A 22,202-nucleotide genomic window follows, 5' to 3' on the forward strand; every position below is an offset into this window, starting at 1 on the left:
TGATCCGAGGCTGCGGGCCGGGAAGCCGCTGCCCCCTCCGGCGCGGGCGACGTGCCCGCGCCGAAACCGGTCATGCTCCCGCGTTCCCGCGGAAGCGCGTGGTCCGGTGCACCGGATCCGTGTCGATCTGCGGGATCACATGCTCACCGATCAGCTTGATGGTGTTCATCGTGTCCTCGTAGGAGATCCCGATGGGCAGTCCGAACGACAGCTGGTCCGCCCCGGCCTGCTCCCAGCGCTTGCACTGCTGGAGCACCTCGCCCGGGTCGCCGCAGATCATGAGTTCCTCGGCGATGAGCAGCTCGATGATCTCCGCGCTGTACTCCGGCAGCAGCTCGGGCCATTCCGGGATGCCCTCGGGACGGGGGAAGGTGTCGTGGTAGCGGAACAGCAGCGACTGGAGGTAGTTGAGCCCGCCGCCGACGGCGATCTCGACCGCCTTCTCGTGCGTCTCGGCACAGATGGCGGTGGACGTCACCATGACGTTGTCGTTGACGAAGTCGCCGATCGCGACGGCCTCCTTGACAGCCGTCTTGTACGACTCGACGACCCACTCCATGTCGGAGACCTTCTGCACGCTGAAGCCGAGGACGCCGAGCCCCTTCTTGCCGGCCATCGCGTACGAGGACGGGGAGCCGGCGGCGTACCACATGGCCGGGTGGGACGTTCCGTACGGCTTCGGCAGTATCTTCCGCGGAGGCAGGGACCAGTGCTTGCCCTGGAAGCCGACGTACTCGTCCTGGAGCCACATCTTGGGGAACTCCGCGATGGTCTCTTCCCAGATCTCCTTGGTGTGGTTCATGTCGGTGATGCCCGGCATGAACCCGAGGATCTCGTGGCTGCCCGCGCCGCGGCCGGTGCCGAACTCGAAGCGGCCCTCGGAGAGATGGTCGAGCATGGCGACCTTCTCGGCCACCTTCACGGGGTGGTTGACGGGTGCCAGCGGGTTGAAGATGCCCGAGCCCAGATGGATGCGGTCCGTCGCGTGCGCGAGGTAGCCGAGGTAGACGTCGTTGGCGGAGAGGTGCGAGTACTCCTCCAGGAAGTGGTGCTCGGAGGCCCAGGCGTACTTGAACCCGCTCCGGTCCGCCTGGATGACGTACTCGGTCTCCTCCATCAGCGCCTTGTGCTCGGCGAGCGGGTCGGTCTCGGCGCGCTTGCCGACATATCCCTGTACAAAGAGCCCGAATTCCAAGGGGGTTCACCGTCCCTATGTTTCTGACGGACCGTCAGATCGAATGCGTCGACTGTTCCACCGCGTGCTCCAAGCGTCAATAGCTGACGGAGCCTCAGAGAACGCTGACTCCGGCCAGCCAGCCGCCGTCGATCACGAACGGCTGCCCGGTGATGTACGAGGAGTCCTCGCAGGACAGGAACAGGGCGAGGCGCGCCACCTCGTCCGGCCGCCCCACCCGCCCCAGCGGCACCAGCTTCCGGTAGAGCTGGTCCAGCGCCCCCGGGTCCGTGCCCTCCGGATTGCTCATCGGGGTGTCCACCGCCCCCGGGCACACGGCATTGACCCGGATCCTCTTCGCCGCGAGTTCCAGGGCGGCGACCCGGGTGAGGCCGACGATCGCGTGCTTGCTCGCCGCGTACGCGCCGATGTACGTCATCCCGGTCAGGCCCGCGTACGAGGCGGTGTTGACGATCGTGCCGCCGCCCGCGGCCTCGATCTCGGGCGCGACCGTCTTGATTCCCAGGAACACACCCACCTGATTGACCTGGAGGACCTGCTGGAACTCCTCCAGGGGCGTGCTCACCAGCTCGTTGAAGCGCAGGATTCCCGCGTTGTTGACCAGCCCGTCGATCCTGCCGAACGCGCCCTTGGCCGCGGCGACCGCCGCGGTCCAGCCGCTCTCCTGGCTGACATCGAGATGCACGTACGCGGCCGTGTCCTCGCTCAGTTCCTTGGCGAGCGCCTCGCCCTGGTCGTCGAGCACGTCGGCGAGGACCACCTTGGCGCCCTCGGCCGCGAACAGCCGCGCCTCCTGCTCACCCTGTCCGCGCGCCGCGCCCGTGATGAGGACGACGCGTCCGTCGAGCTTTCCCATGGGTTTACTCCCTCGAGCCGTCACAAGCGGTCTCAGCTGTTGAGGTGCGGGGCGACGTCGGCGGCGAACGCCGCCATCTGGTCGGTCAGTTCGCCGCGGCTGCGGCTGCGGAAGCGCACCTGGATCTGCCGCACCCCCATGGCCGCGTACGCGCGCAGCGACTCGGCGATGGCGTCGGGCTTGCCGGTCAGGGTCCGCCGACCGGTCGCCCAGTCCGGCTCCCCCACGTACAGGGGCTCGGTGATGGCGCCGATCTCGATGGGGTCGCCGATCCCGGCCTCCTCCCGCAGCTGCCGCAGCCGGGCTATCTGACCGGGGAGCTTTCCGCGCGGATCGCCCTGCGGCAACCAGCCGTCGCCGCGCAGGGCCGCCCGGCGCACGGCCGCCGGCGAGGAACCGCCCACCCAGACGGGGATCCGCGACTGGACGGGACGGGGCCGCTGGCCGAGCCCGGAGAAGGAGAAGCGCTCCCCCGTGAACTCGGGGTACTCCTCCGGCCCGAGCGCGGCCCGCAGCGCGTCGATCGTCTCGTCGAGGAGCGGCCCGCGCCCGGCGAAGTCGGCACCGAGCGCATCGAACTCCTCCTGCACATGCCCGGCCCCGACCCCGAGGACGAGCCGCCCGCCGGAGAGATGGTCCAGGGTCGCGTACTGCTTGGCGCTGACCAGCGGGTGCCGCAGTCCGACCACGGCGACATGGCTGAGCAGCAGGACCCGTTCGGTGATGCCGGCGAGGAAGGCGAGCGTGGCCACCGGGTCGTACCAGACGGTGGACATGGCGTCGGCGAGCCGGCGCGGGATCGCGACATGGTCGCAGCTCGCGATGTACGCGAAGCCGGTCCTGTCCGCGGTCCTCGCTATCTCGGCGAGATCCTCCGCGCCCGCCACGGCCTCCCAGGACTCGGCGTAGATGGTGCTCTGCGACTGGACCGGGAGCTGCATCCCGTACGACAGCCGCCCTTCGGGCAGTACCTGCACATGCGCCATGCCGCTTCCTCCGCCTCGGACGCCGACGCGACCCGGTAGAACTGACGCTCCGTCAATTACGAGTACCGGACCATCGTGATATCTGATGGCGCGTCAGACAAGGGGAGGGAGCGGGTCAGGTCACATCGAACCCCAGCGCGGCGGCGACGACCGCGGCCTGCTCCAGGTCGATCTTCGCCCCGGCGAGCTCCACGGTGAGGGGGTCCAGCGCGGACAGGTCACTGCCGCGCAGATCGGCACCGGACAGCTTCGCGCCGTGCAGCAGGGAGCCCGAGAGATCGACACCGGTCACGGTCGCGCCCTCCAGTCGGGCCCCCGTGAGGTCGGCCTCCCGCATCCGGACACCCTCGAAGAGGGCGCTGCGCAGATCGGCGCCGGGCAGCGCGACGAAGGACCAATCCCCGCCGCGGACCTGGAGGATGTTGAACGTGCACTGCTGGAAGACGCTGCCGACGGCCTTGCACTGCTCGAAGCGGGTGTCGAAGAAGGAGCACCGCTTGAAGGTGCAGTTGGTGAAGGCCGCGTTGGTGTGCCGCGAGGCGTTGAACTTCACCCCGGAGAAGGTGCACTCGTCGAAGATCCCGCCGTCGTTCTCCACCTCGGTCCAGTCGGTGTCGTAGAACGTGTGGCCGGTGCGGCGCTCGCCGGACAGATCTCTTCCGTACCAGTCCTCGTCCCGGACGACGGCTTTCCCGTCCGGGACCGGAGGACGGCCGGAAGAGGGGTGGATCGGGTCGCGTTCACGCCTGGGGGACATGCCTCCGATTGAACACCCCGCCACCGACAGCGGCCCGCTCGCGGCGCGGCGGACCGGCCGGCGCGGGCCCCGGCCGGCGGTCGCCGCGCCCGTGGGTCCCGGCGACGGGACCCCGCCACGGCATCGCGGCTCCCGCGGGGTCACGGCCCCGCCCACAGGCCTTCCGCCGTCAGTCCCAGCAGCTCGATCGCGTTGCCCCGCACGATGCGGTCCACCACGTCCGGCGGCAGATGTCCCATCTGGGACTCGCCGACCTCACGGGACTTCGGCCAGGTCGAGTCCGAGTGCGGGTAGTCCGTCTCGTAGAGGACGTTGCCGACACCGATCGCGTCCAGGTTCTTCAGGCCGAAGGCGTCGTCGAAGAAGCAGCCGTAGACATGCTCGGCGAACAGCTCCGACGGCGGTCGCAGCACCTTGTCGGCGACGCCGCCCCAGCCGCGGTTCTCCTCCCAGACCACGTCCGCGCGCTCCAGGATGTACGGCATCCAGCCGATCTGGCCCTCCGCGTACATGATCCTGAGGTTCGGGAAGCGCTCGAACTTGCCGCTCATCAGCCAGTCGACCATCGAGAAGCAGCAGTTGGCGAAGGTGATCGTCGAGCCGACGGCCGGCGGGGCGTCCGCCGAGGTCGAGGGCATCTTCGAGGACGAGCCGATGTGCATGGCGATCACCGTCCCCGTCTCGTCGCACGCCCGCAGCAGCGGGTCCCAGTCGTCCGAGTGGACGGACGGCAGACCGAGGTAGGGGGGTATCTCGGAGAAGGCGACCGCGCGCACCCCGCGGGCGGCGTTGCGGCGGACCTCCTCGGCCGCGAGTTCCGCGTCCCAGAGCGGGATGAGGGTGAGCGGGATGAGCCGGCCCCGCGCCTCGGGGCCGCACCACTCCTCCACCATCCAGTCGTTGTAGGCCCGCACTCCGAGCAGGCCCAGTTCGCGGTCCTTCGCCTCGGTGAAGGTCTGCCCGCAGAAGCGGGGGAAGGTCGGGAAGCAGAGCGCCGACTGGACGTGGTTGACGTCCATGTCCGCGAGCCGTTCCGGGACGCTGAAGGACCCCGGGCGCATCTGCTCGAAGGTGATGACCTCCAGCTTGATCTCGTCGCGGTCGTAGCCGACGGCGGTGTCGAGGCGGGTCAGCGGGCGGTGCAGGTCCTCGTAGACCCACCAGTCGCCGATGGGGCCGTCGTCACCCTTCGCGCCCATGACCGGGGCGAACTTGCCCCCCATGAAGGTCATTTCCTTCAGGGGCGCCCGGACGACGCGGGGGCCGATGTCCTGGTACTTCGACGGGAGCCGGTCCCGCCAGACGTTGGGGGGCTCCACCGTGTGGTCGTCCACCGAGATGATCTTCGGGAAGGTCTCCATGCGTCTTACCGTAGCGCCGATCTGACGGTTCGTCAGCTATCCGTGCACCGCGGAACCGCCCGGCGGCACACCGCGCCCCACACCCCCTCCCCAGCCCTTCCTCGACACCGCGGGACCCCGCAGAGGCCACTAAACACGCGACGTATACACCGTATGTATAGTGCGATGGCGCTCGCCGCCGACCTGCGGCGAAGCGCTCGTCCCGTGTGCCCGCCTCCCGTCGATGGGGTTGTTCCGCCATGCCCGAGAACATGAAGAAGTCCAAGTTCACCGCTGTCGCCGCAGCGGTCGTCGCAGCCCTCGCGCTGAGCCTCGGAGGGTGCACCGTCGATGCGCAGTCACCCGCCGACGCCCGGGCCCGTGCGGCCTCCGACGCCGAGCCCGACGCCGCCGGACAGACAGCCGGAGCACCGGCCGGAGGGGCGGGCAAGGGGCGCGGAGCACCCGCCCGCACGGACTGCGCCACCGCGAAGTGCATCGCCCTGACCTTCGACGCGGGACCCGGCAAGTACACGGCCCAACTGCTCGACATCCTGCGGAAGAAGAACGTTCACGCGACGTTCTTCCTCCTCGGCAAGAACCACGTCGTCCCCCATCCCGACCTGGTGCGCCGGCTGTCCGACGAGGGGCACGAGGTGGCCAACCACACCTGGTCGCACCGCCGGCTCGACCAGCTCGGCCGGGACGAGATACGCGAGGAGCTCTCGCGTACGCAGGACGCCATAGCAAAGATCACGGGCAAGAAGCCCACTCTGATGCGCCCGCCCCAGGGACGGACGAACGACGACGTCACCGAGGTCAGCAAGGAGCTCGGGCTCGCCCAGATCCTGTGGAGCGCCACCGCCAAGGACTACTCGACGACCGACTCCGAGCTGATCAAGAGCCGGATACTCCACCAGGCCGGACGCGACGGCATCATCCTGCTGCACGACATCTACGACGGAACGGTGCCCGCGGTCCCCGGGATCATCGACGAACTGAAGAAGCGCGGCTACACCTTCGTCACCGTGCCCGAGCTCCTTGCACCGGCAAAGGCCGAGCCGGGCGAGGTGTACCGGCCGTGAAGAGGATCTGGAGAGGCGCGGGAGAGACCTCGGGGAGGCAGTGAGAAGGCAGTGAGGAAGATCGCCGGGAGAGGTTAGCGTGAAGCCGGGCATGGGGAGGGGCGAGGAGTAGACGCCCCGCTGCTGACGCGGCCGCCATGCACAAGGCAGACTGTCGAGGGCGATCCGGCAGTTCGGGGGCAGGGGGCAGCTATGGACCGTGACCGCGGGGCACGCGTACCGGAGCAACGTCTACCGGCGCCCAGCGGCGTCGTCGATCTGCGCTTCAGTGTGCTCGGACCGGTGCGGGCCTGGCGCGGCGGCGAGGCCCTGCCGTCCGGATCACCCCAGCAACGCGCCCTGCTGGCCGCCCTCCTGCTGCGCGACGGACGTACCGCGACCGCCGCCGAGCTCATCGACGGCATGTGGGGCGAGGACCCGCCCTCACAGGCGCTCGCAGCCGTCCGCACGTACGCCTCACGGCTGCGCAAGATCCTCAGCGCCAACGCGCTCGTCAGCGAGTCCGGCGGCTATGCCATACGGATCAGGCCCGAGGCCCTCGACCTCTCCATCGCCCAGGAACTGTCCGCCGAGGCGGACAAGGCGCGTGCCGCCGGCGACCGCTGCCAGGCCCGGGTGCTGATCAACAAGTCCCTCGGACTGTGGGACGGCGAGCCGCTGGCCAACGTTCCGGGGCCGTACGCCGAGAACCAGCGCGCCCGCCTGGAGGAATGGCGGCTCCAACTGCTGGAGACCCGGCTCGACCTGGACCTGGAGGTGGGCAGTCATGCCGAGGCGGTCTCGGAGCTGACGGCGCTCACCGCGGCCCACCCGCTGCGGGAGCGGCTGCGCGAGCTGCTGATGCTGGCGTTGTACCGCAGCGGACGGCAGGCCGAGGCGCTGGCCGTGTACGCGGACACCCGCCGGCTGCTCGCCGAGGAGCTGGGCGTCGATCCGCGGCCCGAACTCTCCCAGCTCCAGCAGCGCATCCTCCAGGCCGACGCCGAACTGGCCCGGCCCAGCGAGGAGCAGGAACCGGCACCACAGGTGACGCTTCCGGCACAACTGCCCGCCACCGTCCCCGACTTCACCGGGCGGGCCGCCTTCGTCAGGGAGCTCGGCGACCGGCTCGCCACCGCCGAGGGCTCAGTCATGGCGGTCTCGGCGCTCGCGGGCATCGGCGGCGTCGGAAAGACGACGCTCGCGGTCCATGTCGCCCACGAGTCCCGCCCGCACTTCCCGGACGGCCAGCTCTACGTCGACCTCCAGGGCACCGGCAGTCGCGCGGCCGAACCGGATGCCGTCCTGGGCGCGTTCCTGCGGGCCCTCGGCACCCCGGACCCGGCGATCCCGGACTCGCTGGACGAACGCGCGGCGCTGTACCGCTCCACCCTGGCCGGCCGCCGCATCCTCGTCCTCCTGGACAACGCCCGCGACGCCGCCCAGATCCGTCCGCTGCTGCCCGGCACCGCGGGCTGCGCGGCCCTGGTCACCAGCCGGGTCCGGATGGTCGACCTCGCGGGCGCGCATCTCGTCGACCTCGATGTGATGTCGCCCGAGGAAGCACTCCAGCTGTTCACCCGGATCGTCGGCGACGAGCGGGTCACCTCCGAGCGGAAGGCAGCCCTCGACGTGGTCGCGGCCTGCGGCTTCCTGCCGCTCGCGATCCGTATCGCGGCCTCGCGGCTGGCGGCCCGGCGTACCTGGACGGTGTCCGTCCTCGCGGCGAAGCTGGCCGACGAACGGCGCCGCCTCGACGAACTCCAGGCCGGTGACCTGGCCGTGAAGGCCACCTTCGAGCTGGGCTACGGGCAGCTGGAGCCGGCCCAGGCCCGCGCGTTCCGGCTGCTCGGGCTCGCCGACGGCCCGGACATCTCGCTCGCCGCGGCGGCCGCGGTGCTCTCGCTGCCCCTCCAGGAGACCGAGGACCTGCTGGAAGCGCTGGTGGACACCTCGCTGCTGGAGTCCGCCGCTCCGGGACGGTACCGCTACCACGACCTCGTCCGGCTCTACGCGCGTGCGTGCTCCGAGCGGGACGAACAGCCGGCGGACGCCGAGGCGGCGCTGACGAAGCTGCTCGACTTCTATCTGGCGACGGCGGCCCGGGTGTTCGGGATCGAGCGTCCCGGCGACCGGCTCGTCCACCACGTCGGCCCCACCACCCACGGCGGCCTCGACTTCGCCGACCGGCACGACGCCCAGGACTGGCTGTACGCCGAGGCCAACAGCCTGCTCGCGAGCGCGCGTCAGGCCTCCGGAGGCGTACGGCTGCGTCTGGCCGCCGATCTGCTGTGGGCGGCGCAGAACCTCGCGGAGTCCGGCGCCAACTCCAAGCTCTACGAGGCCGCCGCCCAGGCCGTGCGCGACGCGGCCCGCGCTTCGGGGGACGTACGGGCCGAGGCGCGTGCCCGGACGTCGATGACCAACGTGCATCTGGTGGCGGGGCGTTACGAGGCCGCGGACGAGGAGTCCGAGCAGGCCGCCGCACTCGCCCGGGCCGCGGACGACCCCGCCCCCGTCTACTGGTCCGACAACGACCGGGGCATCATCGCCTTCAACCAGGGCCGGTACGCCGAGGCCGAGGAGCATCTGCACCGGGCCCGGGAGGGCTCCCGCGCCGACGGCAACCGCCCGGGCGAGGCGAGCGCCCTGTGCAACCTCTCCCGTATCCAGCTCTCCATGGGCCGGGTCCCGCAGGCCATCTCCCTGGCGGAGCAGGGCGTGGAGATCTACGACCGCATAGGCCACACGCTGCGCCTCGCCAACGCCCGCTACGCACTGGGGATCGCGCTGACCGAGGCCGGCCGGCACGCGGACGCGCTGGAGCAGCTCCTGGAGGCGCTGGAGCGGTTCGAGGCGAACCGGCAGCGGCTGTGGGAGGGGACGACGTACTTCCGGATCGCCCAGGCCCATCTGTCCGCCCGGCGTCCGGCACGGGCCGCGCAGCACGCCGAGCAGGCACTCGCGATCGGCTGCATCGGCGGCGACCGCACCCGGGCGAACGTCCTGATCACGCTGGGGCGGGCGCTGTCCGCGCTGGGCCAGGCGGACCGGGCCCGGGCCTGCTGGCGCGAAGCACTGACGCTGCACGAGCAGACGGGTGCGGCGGAGGCCGAGGAGGTACGGCGGCTGCTCTCCCCGCTCAGTGCGGCGTGACAGCACGCTGCCAGGACGTTCATCGAATGTTTATGCCCGTCCGACATGATTCAAGCAGTCGATCCGTCGCGTCGGGGGGCAGGCGGATCACCTGGGCCCGTACCTCTCCGGGGGGCGAGTGCGAGTCCTTCGGCCTTCTGTCCGGCGACCCTCGGGGGAGTTGCCGGGCGGAAGGCCACCTGTAGTTCGTGCCGCGCAATCCCATGGGGGACAGAGACATGACTGAGAAGAACGCGGAAGAGATCGTCACGATGGGCGACCACCACAGTCCGGCCCCGCCCAAGGACGGCGGGCTGACGACGCAGGGCGACCACCACAGTCCGGTGCCGCCCAAGGACGCCATCACGACGATGGGCGACCACCACACCCCGGCTCCGCCCAAGGACGCCGGGCTGACGACGCAGGGCGACCACCACAGTCCGGTGCCGCCGAAGATCTGAGGAAGCGGGCCCCCGGCCACGCCCGGGGGCCCGGGGGCCCGGGGCCCGAAACGTACGCCAGGACCTGATCGACGGGGTGCGGCCGCGGCGGCGCGGAGGGGAGCCGCCGCGGCCGTGGCATGCCCGTGGTCCTCGGCGCGCGCTGTGCGACTCCCGCCGTCAGGACCTGCTCAGCGCCGGGCCCGCAGCTCCCGCTTGAGGACCTTCCCGCTCGCGTTCCGCGGCAGCTCTCCCACGAACTCCACCTCCCGCGGCACCTTGTAGTTCGCCATCTCCCGCCGTGACCAGGCGATCAGGTCGTCCGCCGTCACCGTCGAGCCCGCGCGCCGCACCGCATACGCCTTGCCCACCTCGCCGAGGCGCGCGTCCGGGACCCCGATGACCGCGATGTCCGCGATGTCGGGGTGCAGACCGAGCAGTTGCTCGATCTCCGCGGGATAGGCGTTGAAGCCGCCGACGATGAACATGTCCTTGATCCGGTCGGTGATACGGAGGTTGCCCTCCTCGTCCAGGACGCCGACGTCGCCCGTGTGCAGCCAGCCCTCCTCGTCGATGACCCTGGCCGTCTCGTCCGGGTCCTCGAAGTAGCCCTGCATCACATGGTGTCCGCGCACGAGCACCTCGCCCGGCCGGCCCGGTTCCGCCAGCACCTTCAGCTCGGTGCCGGGTATCGCGCGCCCGGAGGTGGAGGAGATCGTCTCGGGCGCGTCGCCGCGGCGGCACATGGTGACGATGCCGCTCGCCTCGGAGAGTCCGTACGCGGTGAGGACGGTGTCGATGTGCAGTTCGTTGCGCAGCCGTTCGACCAGTTGCAGGGGCACGACGGCCGCGCCGGTGACGACGAGCCGCAGCGGGGACAGATCGTGCTGGTCGCGGGTGGGGTGGTCGAGCAGCGACTGATGGAGGGTGGGCGGTCCGGGCAGGACGGAGATGCGCTCGGAGGCGATGTTGGCGAGGACCGTGTTCACGTTGAAGACCGGCTGCGGCACCATCGTCGCGCCGCGGGTGAGGCAGGCGATGATGCCGGCCTTGTAGCCGAAGGTGTGGAAGAACGGGTTCACGATCAGATAGCGGTCGCCTTCGCGCAGTCCGGCGAGCTCGCTCCACACGTCGTAGCAGCGCAGGGTCTGGGCGTGGGTGATCACGGCGCCCTTGGGGCTGCCGGTGGTGCCGGAGGTGAAGATGATGTCCGAGGGCGCCGACGGCTCCACCGAGTCGGCGCGGGTGCGGACCTGTTCCGCCGTGACGCTGTCACCGCCCGCCAGGAAGTCCTTCCAGGTCCGGTAGTCCTGGGGTGCGCTGTCCGCGAGGACGACCACCTGCTCCAGCTGCGGGAGTTCGACCTCCGCGCGGCGCAGGGAGGCGACATAGGAGGTACCGAGGAAGGTGCCGGTCACGAAGAGCAGCCGGGCGCGGCTGCGACGCAGCACCCAGGCCGCCTCGGTGCCCTTGAAGCGGGTGTTGAGCGGTACGAGGACCGCGCCGGCCGTGACCGCTCCCAGGGCGGAGACGATCCAGTCGAGGGTGTTGGGTGCCCAGACGGCGACGCGGTCGCCCTTCTCGACGCCGGCGGCGATGCACGCGGCGGCGGCCCGTTCGACGCGCTCGCCGAGTTCGGCGTAGCTGACGCGGGTACGGCCCTCGACGACCGCCTCGCGCTCCGCGTACCTCTCGGCCGCGTCCCGCACCAGCTTCGGGACGGTGCCCCATTCCAGGTCGCCGCGCATGGAAAGCCTCCCGTCGCAGTAGCTGACTAGCCGTCAGATTAGCTGTAGCCTGACGCGCTGTCAGCAGTGGGGACGAACGGTGGAGGTACCCGTGGCCGGTCTCGGAACTGTCTCCCTCAAGGACGCGACGGCGATAGCCGGCATAGGCCAGACGGCCTTCGCCCGGCAACTGCCCGAGTCCGAGAAGACCTTGGCGTGCCGGGCGATCCTCGCGGCGCTCGACGACGCCGGCATCGACGCCTCGGAGGTCGACGCCTTCGCCTCGTACACGATGGAGGAGACGGACGAGGTCGAGGTCGCCAAGTCGATCGGCGCTGGCGACGTCACCTTCTTCTCCAAGGTCGGTTACGGCGGCGGCGGTTCCTGCGCCACGCTCGCCCATCTCGCCGCGGCCGTCGCGACCGGCCAGGCGAGTGTGGGCGTCGCCTGGCGCTCCCGCAAACGCGGATCGGGGCCGAGACCGTGGAAGAACACGGCCGTGCAGCTCCCCACGCCCGCCCAGTGGACCAGGCCCTTCGGACTGCTGCGGCCCGCCGACGAGATCGGCCTGCTGGCCCGGCGCTACATGCACGAGTACGGCGCCACCCGCGACCATCTCTTCAACGTCGCGCTGGCCTGCCGCAACCGCGCCAACCAGAACCCGGCGGCGATCATGTACGAACGCCCGCTGACCCGCGAGATGTACATGACCTCCCGCTGGATCAGCGAACCGCTCTGCCTGTTCGACAACTGCCTGGAGACCGACGGAGCGCTGGCCTGCGTCATCGTCTCCGCCGAGCGGGCCCGCGACTGCCGCCGGCGCCCCGTGTACATCCACTCCGCGGCCCAGGGCCTGCCCGCACAGCACCACGGCATGGTCAACTACTGGAACGACGACCCCCTCACCGGCCCCGCCTGGACGGCCGCCCGGCAGCTGTGGAAGACCGCGGACTTCGGACCGCAGGACGTCGACGTGGCCCAGATCTACGACGCGTTCACCCCGCTCGTCCCGCTCTCCCTGGAGGGCTACGGCTTCTGCGGACGCGGCGAGGGCGGGGCCTTCACCGAGGGCGGCGCCCTGGAGATCGGCGGCCGGCTGCCGCTGAACACCGGGGGCGGCGGACTCAGCGAGGCGTACGTCCACGGCTTCAACCTCATCAACGAAGGCGTGAAGCAACTGCGCGGCATCTCCACCGCCCAGGTCCCTGACGCCGCCACCTGCCTGGTCACCGCGGGCGAGGGAGTGCCCACATCCGCCGTACTGCTGAGGAGTTGAGATGCCCGACGCCCTGCTGCCGCCCGTCGTCGACGACGACGGCGCGCCGTTCTGGGAGTACGCCGCGAGGGGCGAACTCCGGGTGCAGGCCTGCGCCGACTGCGGCGAACTGCGCTTCCCGCCGCGGCCCTGCTGCCCTCACTGCCGGTCCTTCGACAGCGAGTGGCGCCTGATGAGCGGGCGCGGCCGGATCTGGTCCTATGTGATCCCGCATCCGCCGCTGCTGCCCGCCTACGCCGAACAGGCCCCGTACAACGCGGTCGTCGTCGAGCTCCTGGACGCCCCCCGCATCCGGCTGGTCGGCAATGTGGTCTCCGCGCCGGACGCACCGCTGAACTCCGTGGACCCGGGGCGGCTGCGGATCGGGGCGGGCGTCCGCGTCGCGTTCGCTCCCGCGGTGGGTGCGGGCGTACGGATGCCACGCTGGCTGCTGGAGCGGTCATGAGCGTCCGCATCGAGCCGGACAAGAGCACCGGCGTCGCGCTCGTCACCCTGGACCGGCCCGGGAAGCACAACGCGATCGACCTGGCCACGGCGGATCGACTGGCCGATGTCTGGCAGGAGTTCCGCTACGACGACTCGGTGCGGGCGGCGGTGGTGACGGGCGCGGGCACCAGGGCGTTCTGCACCGGCATCGACCGGTCGGCCGAGGTGCCGCAGCCGTCGTCGCCGTACTCGGTCGACGATCCGCTGATCAGGATCGGGCCCAAGGCGAACGACCTGTGGAAACCGGTCGTCGCCGCGGTGGAGGGCATGGCGTGCGGCGGCGCGTTCTATCTGCTGGGCGAGAGCGAGTTCGTGGTGGCCTCACGGGAGGCGACCTTCTTCGACCCGCACACCACGTACGGCATGGTCAGCGCCTACGAGACGATCCTGCTGGCGCAGCGGATGCCGGTCGGCGAGGTGGCCCGGATGGCGCTGATGGGCACGGCGGAGCGGGTCTCGGCCGTCCGGGCCTACGAGACGGGACTGGTCTCCGAGCTCACCGCTCCGGGCGAGGCGGTCGCAGCGGCGCTGCGGGCGGCGGAAGTGGTCGCCTCGTACCCGACGGCCGCGGTCCAGGGCACGGTCCGTGCGGTGTGGGCCGCCCGGGAGGCGGCGCGGACCCAGGCACTGGCGCTCGCCCCGCACCTGGTGTCCCTGGGGAATCTCGCGCCGGGGGAACAGGCGGAGCTGTTCCGCGCCCGGGGCGGACCGCACCGGCTGCGGTAGGCCCTGTCCGGGCCCAGGACGCAGAAGCCCCCGGACCTCGCTCGGCGGTCCGGGGGCGTTTCGCGTGGGTCAGCTCGCCGTACGGCGGGCTTTCGCGTGGGGTCAGCTCGCCGTACGGCTCGCGCTCACCACTTCGCACTTCTTGTACTCGGAGCCGTTCCCGCTGCCGGGGTAGGCGGTCGTCGCCTCGCCCTTCGCCGACGAACCGGCCGCGACCTGGAGGTCGTCGATCCGTGCGGTGGCCTTGGTGACGGCGGTGTCCCCGAGGTCGCCCTTGAACTCCAGGCTCACGTCGTAGGCGTAGGCGAGCGAGTCACTGTTGTTGACGGTGATCTTCGCGGTGAGCTTCTTGCCGCTCGCGTCCAGGCCGCACGAGTCGATGGTCACGTCGCGCAGGGCCTTGTTGGCGCTGGAGCCGCCCGTCACCGAACCGGTCGAACCGCCGGACGTCGTGGTGTCGCTGTCGTTGTCGTGGCTACCGCCGGAGCTGCTGCTGTTGCTTCCGCTGCTGCTGCTGCCACCACAGCTGCCACCGCCGGAACCCCGGGCTCCGGTGAGCGCGACCAGGACGATGCCGAACACGGCGACGGCTCGGACATGACGAATCTTCACTTCTCAACCCCCGTTGAAAGCGCGGTACTTGCGGCTCGCTTTGACGAGCGCACGTCACCATAGCAGTCGGAATCGTCACGACATGCGTGACGGCCGTCGTACGCAACACGGAAGGGGCGTCATACGGCGGCCGTCCTGACCTGACGCTACGCCCGCGGGGTGCGCTGCGCCATTCGGTCCCGCGGGCCCGGGGTCAGCGGCCCCCGCGGCCCGTCGCGGTGCCCTTGATCGCGTCCAGGGCGTAGACGCAGCGGTCCTTGCTGCAGGCGTAGACGACGCCGCCGCGCGCCACCGGTGAACCCGTGATCTCGCCGCCCGTGGCCAGCTTCCAGCGCAACTGGCCGCCGCTCGCGTCCAGGGTGTAGAGCACATGGTCCGCCGAGCCGAAGTGGACACGGCCGTCGGCGACGACGGGGGCGCCGATGACCTCGCCGCCCGCCGCGAAGCGCCACATCGGCGTGCCGGTCACCGCGTCCAGGGTGTAGAGCGCGCTGCCGCTGCCGACGTGCACATTGCCGCCCGCCACCAGCACCGGCTCGATGGACTGGCGCGACTCGGTGGCGATGCGCCAGCGGTCCTTGCCGGTGATCGCGTCCAGGGCGTACACCGTGCCGAGATAGTCGGCGAGATACACACCGCCACCGGTCACCGCGGGCCCCGGCGCGAACGCCGGCGCCGACAGGAAGACCGCCGGTGACTCGAAGTGCCAGCGCACCAGACCGCTCGCGATGTCGATAGCCAGGACGCGGGTGCCGGCGGCGACATAGACGTGCCCGTCCGGCGCGGGCTGCACCCGGACGGGCACATTGCCGCACGAGGCCGCGTCCCCGACGGGGTAGGACCAGCGCTCCACGCCGGTACGGGTCTCGACCGCCCGCAGACGGGCGTCCTTCCACACGTACACGGTGTCGTCGAAGATCGCGGGCCCGGCCTCGGGCGTCTCGAAGTCCGTCTGGGCGCCGGTCAGCTCCCACAGCTTCTCGCCGTTGGACGCCTCCCACGCCTGGACCCCGCCGCCGCGCGTCCCGGTGAGGACGGTGCCGCGGTCGACCTTGAGGGAGTACACCCAGGCATCGGTCTGCAGTCGCCAGCGCTCCTGGCCGGTCGTCGAGTCGAGCGCGTACAGCGTGGGGCCGTCGGACGCGTGGATGCGGCCGCCCGCGACGGCCATCGCCCAGGCCACGTCACGGGTCTTGAACTGGCGGCGGCCGCTGGCCACGTCCAGTGCATGCACCTCGAAGGAGGTCACGTAGAGCAGATCGCCGTCGACCACCGGGGTGCCCCAGACGTCGTTCGACATCCGGAAACGCCACGGCCGCCAGTGCGCGGGGCCGTCCGGGGGCGAGGAGGGCGGGGGCACGGGCGGCGCGGTCGGGACGGCACTGGTCGCGGCCTCGGAACCGTTCAGGCCCGCCGGCGGGCGGACCCAGCCGGTGGCGGGACCCGCGTCGGCGACGGGACCGCGGCCCGCCTCGGCGACCCGGGGCCCGGGGCCGATCGGCACCTTGGCGCCCGGCAGCCTGATCGCCCCGGCCGACGCGGCGGCGCCGACTGGTGCATGGTCGGTCCGCGGGTCGCCGCCGCCGTGGCGGGGCGGGTCCCAGTCGGCGTTCGGCCTTCTCGGCGGTGCCTGCGGCTGCGGCGGGGGCGGGGTGGGCTCCTGGCGCTGGGCGGGGGCGGTCCGGCCGCCGCCGCGGCGCAGCTCGATCATCGCGGTGGCGCGCGTCGGCAGCCAGGCCGACGCGGTGCCGCTGTCGTCGCTGCCGGAGGAGAACAGATGCGGTGCGAGCTGGGCCTGCAGATCCTCGGGCGTCGGCCGCCGCGTGGCCTCCATCTGCATGCAGGACTCGATGAGCGGCCGCAGCTCGTCCGGCAGCCCCTCCAGATCGGGGCCCTCGCGCAGCAGCATGAAGACGGTCTCGACCGGGTTGGCGCCGTGGAAGGGCGCATGACCGGTCGCAGCGAAAACAAGGGTGGAGCCGAGCGAGAAGACATCGCTGGCCCCGGTCACGCTGCGTGAGTCACGGGCCTGCTCGGGCGACATGTACGCGGGGGTGCCCACGGCGACGTTGGTCATCGTCAGCCGGGTGTTGGAGACGCCGGACGCGATACCGAAGTCGATCACCCTCGGGCCGTCCTCCACGACGAGCACGTTCGACGGCTTGAGGTCGCGGTGGACGAGCCCCGCGCCATGGATCGACTGGAGCGCCTCGGCGATGCCCGCCGCGAGCCAGCGGACGGCCTGGGCCGGCATCGGCCCGCACTCATTCACTATTTCCTCGAGCGAGGGGGCGGGCACATAGGCGGTGGCCAGCCACGGCACCGCCGCGCGCGGGTCGGCGTCCACCACGGCGGCGGTGTAGAACCCGCTCACCGCACGGGCGGCCTCCACCTCGCGGGTGAAGCGGACACGGAACAGCTGGTCCTCGGCGAGCTCGGTGCGCACGGTCTTGATCGCCACCCGGCGGCCGGACGCCGACCGTGCGAGATAGACCAGTCCCATGCCGCCGGCTCCGAGCCGCCCCAGCACCTCGAACGGACCGATCCGTCTCGGGTCATGCTGCGTCAGCTGCTCCATACCTGCCTGCCACCTCCCCGTACGGGCCCCAGATCGAAATGGGCCCGTTCCATACAGCCCCGTGCAGCGTCTCACCACCGAGACCCTCAGCGGTGCGCACCCTGATTCTTCCTGTCGGAGGCGGCGGTTGCGAACCCGGGGGCGGATCGGGGTGTCTCACCCGGATTCGGGCACGGGAGCCGGGGTCGGATCGGTACCTTCTGCCCCCTCTTCGGGGGTGTTCTCGTCCGCGGGTTCGGCCAGTACGGCAAAAGTGGCGCCCTGATTGTCGGTGAGTACGGCGATTCGCCCATAGGGAATGTCGAACGGAGGCGCCTGGACGCGGCCGCCGAGAGCGGTGACCGTCTCGGCCGCGGCGTCACAGTCCTCGACGCAGAAATAGATGAGGAAATGGTCCGGCATCTCGGCGGGAAATGCGCCGGTGATCACACTGCGGCCACCGATGGCGGTGTCCGGGCCCGGCTCCGCGCCCCGCGGTGACCACAGCCGGAAGTCGACCGAGCCGTCCTCGAGGTCCGTCCCGGAGAAGCCGAAGACCGTCTCGTAGAAGGCGTCGGCACGTTCCTTGTCGCGGGCGTAGACCTCGGTCCAGCAGTACGAGCCGGGCGTGCCCTGTTCCTCGAATCCCGCCCGTTCGGCCGCCTGCCAGAGGCCGAAGACGGCGCCGCCCGGGTCCGCGGCGACCGCAACGATGCCGGTGGTCCCCATCTGCTGCGGGGGCACGATCACGTGGCCGCCCGCGTCGGTGATGCGTCCGGCGAGCAGATAGGCGTCGGGGGTGGCGAAGTAGACGCCCCAGACGGTGGGCATCCGGCCGTCGCCCTTGGGCGTGAGGGCGGCGACGAGCTTTCCGTCGCTGAAGGCGTCGGTCTGCGCGCCCTCCCCGGGCGCGAAGGTCCAGCCGAACAGTTCGCCGTAGAAGCGCTTGCCTGCCTCGACGTCGGGAAGCGCTGCGTCCGCCCAGCACGGTGTGCCCTCGGGGAATGCGGCCATGGACGTCGTTCCTTCCGTGTGATGCCCATCACCTTCAAGCTAACGTCGCAGCAGAGCGGGCGACAGCGGGCACACAGGGACTCACCCGAACATATGACCTAATACGGTCATCGGGCTTCGTAAAGGACCCGGAATTGTTGAGTTGTCCACGAAAGTTGTCCACAGGCTGTTGATAAGACTATTGCCGCACCCCATTTGCAGTCGGCCGAATCGCGCGCCGATCACCCCTCGGTAAGCTGACGGCATGACAGGACAAGTACGCACCGTCGACGGCCGAGTGGCCGGACGACGCGGACAGGCGACGCGGCAGAAGCTGCTCGACTGCCTCAGCGAGATGCTCAGCTCCTCGCCGTACCGGGACGTCAAAGTCATCGACGTGGCCCGGAAGGCGGGCACTTCCCCCGCGACCTTCTACCAGTACTTCCCCGACGTCGAGGGCGCCGTCCTCGAACTCGCCGAGGAAATGGCCAAGGAGGGCACCGGGTTGACCGAACTGGTCTCCGGCCGCACCTGGGTCGGAAAGGCCGCCTGGCAGGCGTCGGAGGAACTCGTCGAGGGATTCCTCGACTTCTGGCGACGCCATGACGCGATCCTCCGGGTGGTCGACCTCGGCGCCGCGGAGGGCGACAAGCGGTTCTACAAGATCCGCATGAAGATCCTCAACTCGGTCACCAACTCCCTTACGGACGCGGTGAAGGACCTGCAGTCCAAGGGCAAGGTCGACAAGGACGTGAGCCCCGCCGCAGTGGCGGGCTCCCTGGTGGCGATGCTGGCGGCGGTGGCCTCGCACCAGAAGGGGTTCACCACCTGGGGTGTGAAGCAGTCCGAACTGAAGCCGAATCTGTCGCTGTTGGTGCACCTGGGCATCACGGGCAAGAAGCCGACGCGGTAGGCGTTCACGTCCCATCCCACAGGTCCTGTCACGCCGACGGCGGTCCCTTCCCGGGTGACCGCCGTCGGCGCTCTTGTCCCTCGTGACCGCAACTCCCAGGCTCTCAGGGCCCTATGGCATGCATCGTTTGCGTCGCACGGCGAGCTTCGTCAGCGCCGCGTGAGGCGGAACAGCCGGATCTGACGCGTGATCCTCGACTGGTAGGTGGCATACGGCGGCCAGAACCGCAGCGCCTCCTTCCACACCCGCTCCCGCTCCTCGCCCTCCAGCAGGCTCGCGCGTACGGCGATGTCCTCGCCCTTCCAGCTCACCTCTGCCTCGGGATGCTTCAGCAGGTTCGCCGTCCAGGCCGGATGCCCCTCACGGCCGAAGTTGGAGCCGATCAGAATCCAGTCGCCCGACTCCTCCGGCATGCACGCCAGCGGCGTCACCCGCGGCCGGCCCGTCCGCGCTCCCCGGGCCGTGAGAATCACTCCGGGCAGCATCTGGGCGCTGAGCAGCACTTTTCCCCGCGTCAGCCGGTGCACCGCACGGTCCATCGCCGGGATGACATGCGGCGCGACCTTGGCGAAGAGCCGGGTCGACGACACCTTCCGGACCAGCCGCACACCTGCCGGGGTCTTCGCCATCAGACCGCCACCGCCGTCCGTGCCGTGCGGCCCGCGAACAGGTCCGCGGTCTCGGCGGCGTGGGCCCGCAGCCGGTGCACCGGACCGAAGAGCAGTTCGTCGGACGCGGCCCGCTTGAAGTAGAGGTGTGCTTCGTGTTCCCAGGTGAACCCGAGACCGCCGTGCAGCTGGACGGCCTCGGCCGTGACCTCGCGCAGGGCTTCCAGGCACTGGGCGAGCGCCAGCCCGCCCTCGGCCGGGTGCCGGGCCGCGTAGTAGGCCGCCGAGCGGGCCGCCTGCACCCGTACGTACTGATCGGCCAGCCGGTGTTTCACCGCCTGGAAGGAGCCGATCGGCCGGCCGAACTGCTCCCGGCCGCGCACATACTCCACAGTGCGGTCGAGCGCACTCGCCGCCGCGCCCACCGCCTCCGCGGCGAGCAGCGCCGCCGCCCCCTCGCCGACTGCGGCGAGGGCTCCGGTCACGTCGGCCGTGTCGTCGTCCCCCAGCAGCTCGGCCGGGCAGTCGCGCAGCTCGACGCGGGCCTGCGGCCGGGTCTCGTCGAGCGAGGTCTGCCGTACCCGCGTCAGCCCTTCGGCGTCCGCCCGGACCAGGAAGAGCAGGGTCCGGCTGCGCGGGAAGCCTCCCGTGTGGGCGGCCACGAGCAGCAGGGGGACGCTGTGCCCGTCGAGCACCTGGCGGGCCTCCCCGTAGAGGAGCGGGCCGCCGTCCGCCGTGGACCGCGCCTGCACCCCGCCGGCCCGGCCGCCGCCCGCCCACTCCCCCGTCGCGTTGTCCCCGACGAGTCCGAGTGCGACGGCGAGGCTCCCACCGGACACGGCGAGGGCGCAGGTCAGCGAACCGTCGGCGATCCGCGGAAGGAGTTCGTCCCGTTGCGCGGGCGTGCCGAGCACGGCGATCAGGGGGGCGGCGAGGCCCGAGGTGGCGAGCAGCGGTGAGGGCAGCAGGGCCCGTCCGGTCTCCTCGAAGGCGACGGCGAGTTCGGCGAGGCCGCAGCCCACGCCTCCGTACGAAGCCGGCAGCGCGAGACCCGGCAGTCCGAGCTGCCGGGAGAGCCGCGACCACAGCGCCGGGTCGTGCCCGTCCGCGGTCCCGACGGCGGCCCTGACCTCGTCGGGGCCGGCGCGTTCGGCGAGCAGCTCACGCAGGGTACGGCGGATGTCGTCCTGCTCCGCGGTGGCGGCGGTGTCCATGGCAGCCCTCCCTGTCTGACGTGTCGTCATGTTAGGGGTGGGCCCGCCAGATGCACAGTCCCGTGCGCGACGAGCACATCCCTCCACGAGAGGAATCTGATGTACCGTCAGATTCATGCCTTCCTCATCGCGCGCCGCACGCAAGGTCGCCATCGTCGGCATATCCCTCTCGGACTGCGGCCGCGTCGACGGCCCCACGCCCTACGCCCTCCACGCCCTGGCGGCCCGCCGGGCGCTTGCCGACTCGGGCCTCGCACGCGAGAGCATCGACGGCTTCGCCTCGGCCGGCCTCGGCACACTCGCCCCCATCGAGGTCGCCGAGTATCTGGGCCTGCGGCCGCGCTGGGTGGACTCGACCTCCGTGGGCGGCGCCACCTGGGAGGTCATGGCGGCCCATGCCGCCGACGCGATCGCCGCCGGGCACGCCGACGCCGTTCTGCTGGTCTACGGTTCGACCGCCCGGGCCGACATCAGAGCCGGCCGGCGCACCGCCGGTCTGTCCTTCGGCGGCCGGGGCCCGCTCCAGTTCGAAGTCCCGTACGGACACACGCTCATCGCCAAGTACGCGATGGCCGCCCGCCGCCACATGCACGAGTACGGCACGACCCTGGAGCAGCTGGCCTCGGTGGCCGTCCAGGCGCGGGCGAACGCCGCCGCCAATCCGGAGGCCATGTTCCGCGAACCGATCACCGTGGACGACGTGCTCGACGGTCCGCTGGTCGCCGACCCGTTCACCAAACTGCACTGCTGCATCCGCAGCGACGGCGGCTGCGCGGTGCTGCTGGCGGCCGAGGAGTACGTGGCGGACACCGCGAGCACCCCGGTGTGGATCCTCGGCACCGGCGAACACGTCTCGCACGCCACGATGTCGGAGTGGGACGACTTCACCGTCTCCCCCGCCGCCGTCTCGGGCCGGCTCGCCTTCGAGCGCGCGGGACTCACCCCGGCCGAGATGGACATCGCCGAGATCTACGACGCCTTCACGTACATGACGCTCGTGACCCTGGAGGACCTCGGCTTCTGCGCCAAGGGCGAGGGCGGCCCGTTCGTCGAGAAGGGCCGCATCAGCCGCACCGGCGAACTCCCGGTGAACACCGACGGCGGCGGCCTCTCGGCCTGCCATCCGGGGATGCGCGGGCTGTTCCTGCTGGTGGAGGCCGTACGGCAACTGCGCGGCGAGGCCGGCGGACACCAGGTCCACCTTCCGGACGGCGGCCCGCCGCGGCTGGCCGTGGCCTCGGGGACGGGCGGCTGGTTCTGCTCGTCGGGAACGGTGGTGCTCGGCCGGGACTGACCCGGCGCGCACCCACGACCGGC

19 protein-coding genes are annotated in these 22,202 nt (G+C 71.1%); 8 read left to right on the plus strand and 11 right to left on the minus strand.

What is annotated here, in order from left to right:
• Window positions 1-70 precede the first annotated feature (70 nt).
• From OHA05_RS15690 to OHA05_RS15710, 5 genes are all read right to left on the minus strand, one after another.
• Window positions 71-1,195 (minus strand): LLM class flavin-dependent oxidoreductase, encoded by a 1,125-nt coding sequence (locus OHA05_RS15690; RefSeq protein WP_313945748.1) that lies wholly within the window; start codon window positions 1,193-1,195, stop codon window positions 71-73.
• Between the two features lie 94 nt (window positions 1,196-1,289).
• Entirely contained in the window at window positions 1,290-2,051 is a 762-nt protein-coding gene (locus OHA05_RS15695) for an SDR family NAD(P)-dependent oxidoreductase (protein WP_328860951.1), read from the minus strand.
• Window positions 2,052-2,083: 32 nt separating this feature from the next.
• Window positions 2,084-3,037 (minus strand): LLM class F420-dependent oxidoreductase, encoded by a 954-nt coding sequence (locus tag OHA05_RS15700; RefSeq protein WP_328860952.1) that lies wholly within the window; start codon window positions 3,035-3,037, stop codon window positions 2,084-2,086.
• 115 nt (window positions 3,038-3,152) lie between these two features.
• Window positions 3,153-3,794, minus strand: a complete 642-nt coding sequence (locus tag OHA05_RS15705; RefSeq protein WP_328860953.1) for a pentapeptide repeat-containing protein — start codon at window positions 3,792-3,794, stop codon at window positions 3,153-3,155.
• A gap of 140 nt (window positions 3,795-3,934) precedes the next feature.
• On the minus strand, window positions 3,935-5,155 hold the full coding sequence (locus OHA05_RS15710; protein WP_313945744.1) for an amidohydrolase family protein: 1,221 nt from the start codon (window positions 5,153-5,155) through the stop codon (window positions 3,935-3,937).
• A gap of 239 nt (window positions 5,156-5,394) precedes the next feature.
• Between OHA05_RS15710 and OHA05_RS15715 the strand changes: the two genes are divergently transcribed.
• The 3 genes from OHA05_RS15715 to OHA05_RS15725 all read left to right on the plus strand — a co-directional run bounded on the left by OHA05_RS15715 (window position 5,395) and on the right by OHA05_RS15725 (window position 9,794).
• A complete protein-coding gene (locus OHA05_RS15715) occupies window positions 5,395-6,219 on the plus strand; it encodes a polysaccharide deacetylase family protein (protein ID WP_443043700.1) in 825 nt (274 codons plus the stop codon).
• Window positions 6,220-6,411: 192 nt separating this feature from the next.
• On the plus strand, window positions 6,412-9,354 hold the full coding sequence (locus OHA05_RS15720; RefSeq protein WP_313945742.1) for an AfsR/SARP family transcriptional regulator: 2,943 nt from the start codon (window positions 6,412-6,414) through the stop codon (window positions 9,352-9,354).
• A 218-nt stretch (window positions 9,355-9,572) separates the two neighbouring features.
• On the plus strand, window positions 9,573-9,794 hold the full coding sequence (locus tag OHA05_RS15725) for a hypothetical protein (protein WP_328860954.1): 222 nt from the start codon (window positions 9,573-9,575) through the stop codon (window positions 9,792-9,794).
• Between the two features lie 170 nt (window positions 9,795-9,964).
• Here OHA05_RS15725 and OHA05_RS15730 read toward each other — a convergent pair whose 3' ends face one another.
• On the minus strand, window positions 9,965-11,521 hold the full coding sequence (locus OHA05_RS15730; RefSeq protein WP_328860955.1) for a FadD3 family acyl-CoA ligase: 1,557 nt from the start codon (window positions 11,519-11,521) through the stop codon (window positions 9,965-9,967).
• A gap of 91 nt (window positions 11,522-11,612) precedes the next feature.
• On the opposite strand from OHA05_RS15730, the gene OHA05_RS15735 reads away from it, so the two are divergent.
• From OHA05_RS15735 to OHA05_RS15745, 3 genes are read left to right on the plus strand one after another with little or no spacing between them, the layout of a single operon-like run.
• Window positions 11,613-12,776, plus strand: a complete 1,164-nt coding sequence (locus OHA05_RS15735; protein ID WP_313945739.1) for a lipid-transfer protein — start codon at window positions 11,613-11,615, stop codon at window positions 12,774-12,776.
• A gap of 1 nt (window position 12,777) precedes the next feature.
• Entirely contained in the window at window positions 12,778-13,221 is a 444-nt protein-coding gene (locus tag OHA05_RS15740; RefSeq protein ID WP_328860956.1) for a Zn-ribbon domain-containing OB-fold protein, read from the plus strand.
• Window positions 13,218-13,988, plus strand: coding sequence for an enoyl-CoA hydratase/isomerase family protein (locus OHA05_RS15745; RefSeq protein ID WP_328860957.1), 771 nt, complete (start codon window positions 13,218-13,220; stop codon window positions 13,986-13,988). Before OHA05_RS15740 ends, OHA05_RS15745 begins: the two co-directional genes overlap by 4 nt.
• A gap of 102 nt (window positions 13,989-14,090) precedes the next feature.
• Here OHA05_RS15745 and OHA05_RS15750 read toward each other — a convergent pair whose 3' ends face one another.
• The 3 genes from OHA05_RS15750 to OHA05_RS15760 form a co-directional block, all read right to left on the minus strand.
• Window positions 14,091-14,600: a hypothetical protein gene (locus OHA05_RS15750; RefSeq protein ID WP_328860958.1), complete on the minus strand. Its 510-nt coding sequence runs from the start codon at window positions 14,598-14,600 to the stop codon at window positions 14,091-14,093.
• 193 nt (window positions 14,601-14,793) lie between these two features.
• Complete coding sequence (locus OHA05_RS15755) at window positions 14,794-17,178, minus strand: outer membrane protein assembly factor BamB family protein (RefSeq protein ID WP_313945735.1); 2,385 nt, start codon at window positions 17,176-17,178, stop codon at window positions 14,794-14,796.
• 156 nt (window positions 17,179-17,334) lie between these two features.
• Window positions 17,335-18,171 carry a VOC family protein gene (locus OHA05_RS15760; protein WP_328860959.1) on the minus strand — a complete coding sequence of 279 codons (837 nt, stop codon included), beginning with the start codon at window positions 18,169-18,171 and terminating at the stop codon, window positions 17,335-17,337.
• Window positions 18,172-18,415: 244 nt separating this feature from the next.
• On the opposite strand from OHA05_RS15760, the gene OHA05_RS15765 reads away from it, so the two are divergent.
• Window positions 18,416-19,063, plus strand: a complete 648-nt coding sequence (locus OHA05_RS15765) for a TetR family transcriptional regulator (RefSeq protein ID WP_313945733.1) — start codon at window positions 18,416-18,418, stop codon at window positions 19,061-19,063.
• A 149-nt stretch (window positions 19,064-19,212) separates the two neighbouring features.
• Here OHA05_RS15765 and OHA05_RS15770 read toward each other — a convergent pair whose 3' ends face one another.
• Entirely contained in the window at window positions 19,213-19,692 is a 480-nt protein-coding gene (locus tag OHA05_RS15770) for a nitroreductase family deazaflavin-dependent oxidoreductase (protein WP_328860960.1), read from the minus strand.
• Complete coding sequence (locus OHA05_RS15775) at window positions 19,692-20,885, minus strand: acyl-CoA dehydrogenase family protein (RefSeq protein WP_328860961.1); 1,194 nt, start codon at window positions 20,883-20,885, stop codon at window positions 19,692-19,694. Before OHA05_RS15775 ends, OHA05_RS15770 begins: the two co-directional genes overlap by 1 nt.
• Before the next feature lie 115 nt (window positions 20,886-21,000).
• Here OHA05_RS15775 and OHA05_RS15780 point away from each other — a divergent pair, with 115 nt between their 5' ends.
• Complete coding sequence (locus OHA05_RS15780; protein ID WP_328860962.1) at window positions 21,001-22,179, plus strand: thiolase C-terminal domain-containing protein; 1,179 nt, start codon at window positions 21,001-21,003, stop codon at window positions 22,177-22,179.
• Window positions 22,180-22,202 lie beyond the last annotated feature (23 nt).

The organism is Streptomyces sp. NBC_00306 (genome assembly GCF_036169555.1).
In the GTDB taxonomy this organism is placed as follows: domain Bacteria; phylum Actinomycetota; class Actinomycetes; order Streptomycetales; family Streptomycetaceae; genus Streptomyces; species Streptomyces achmelvichensis.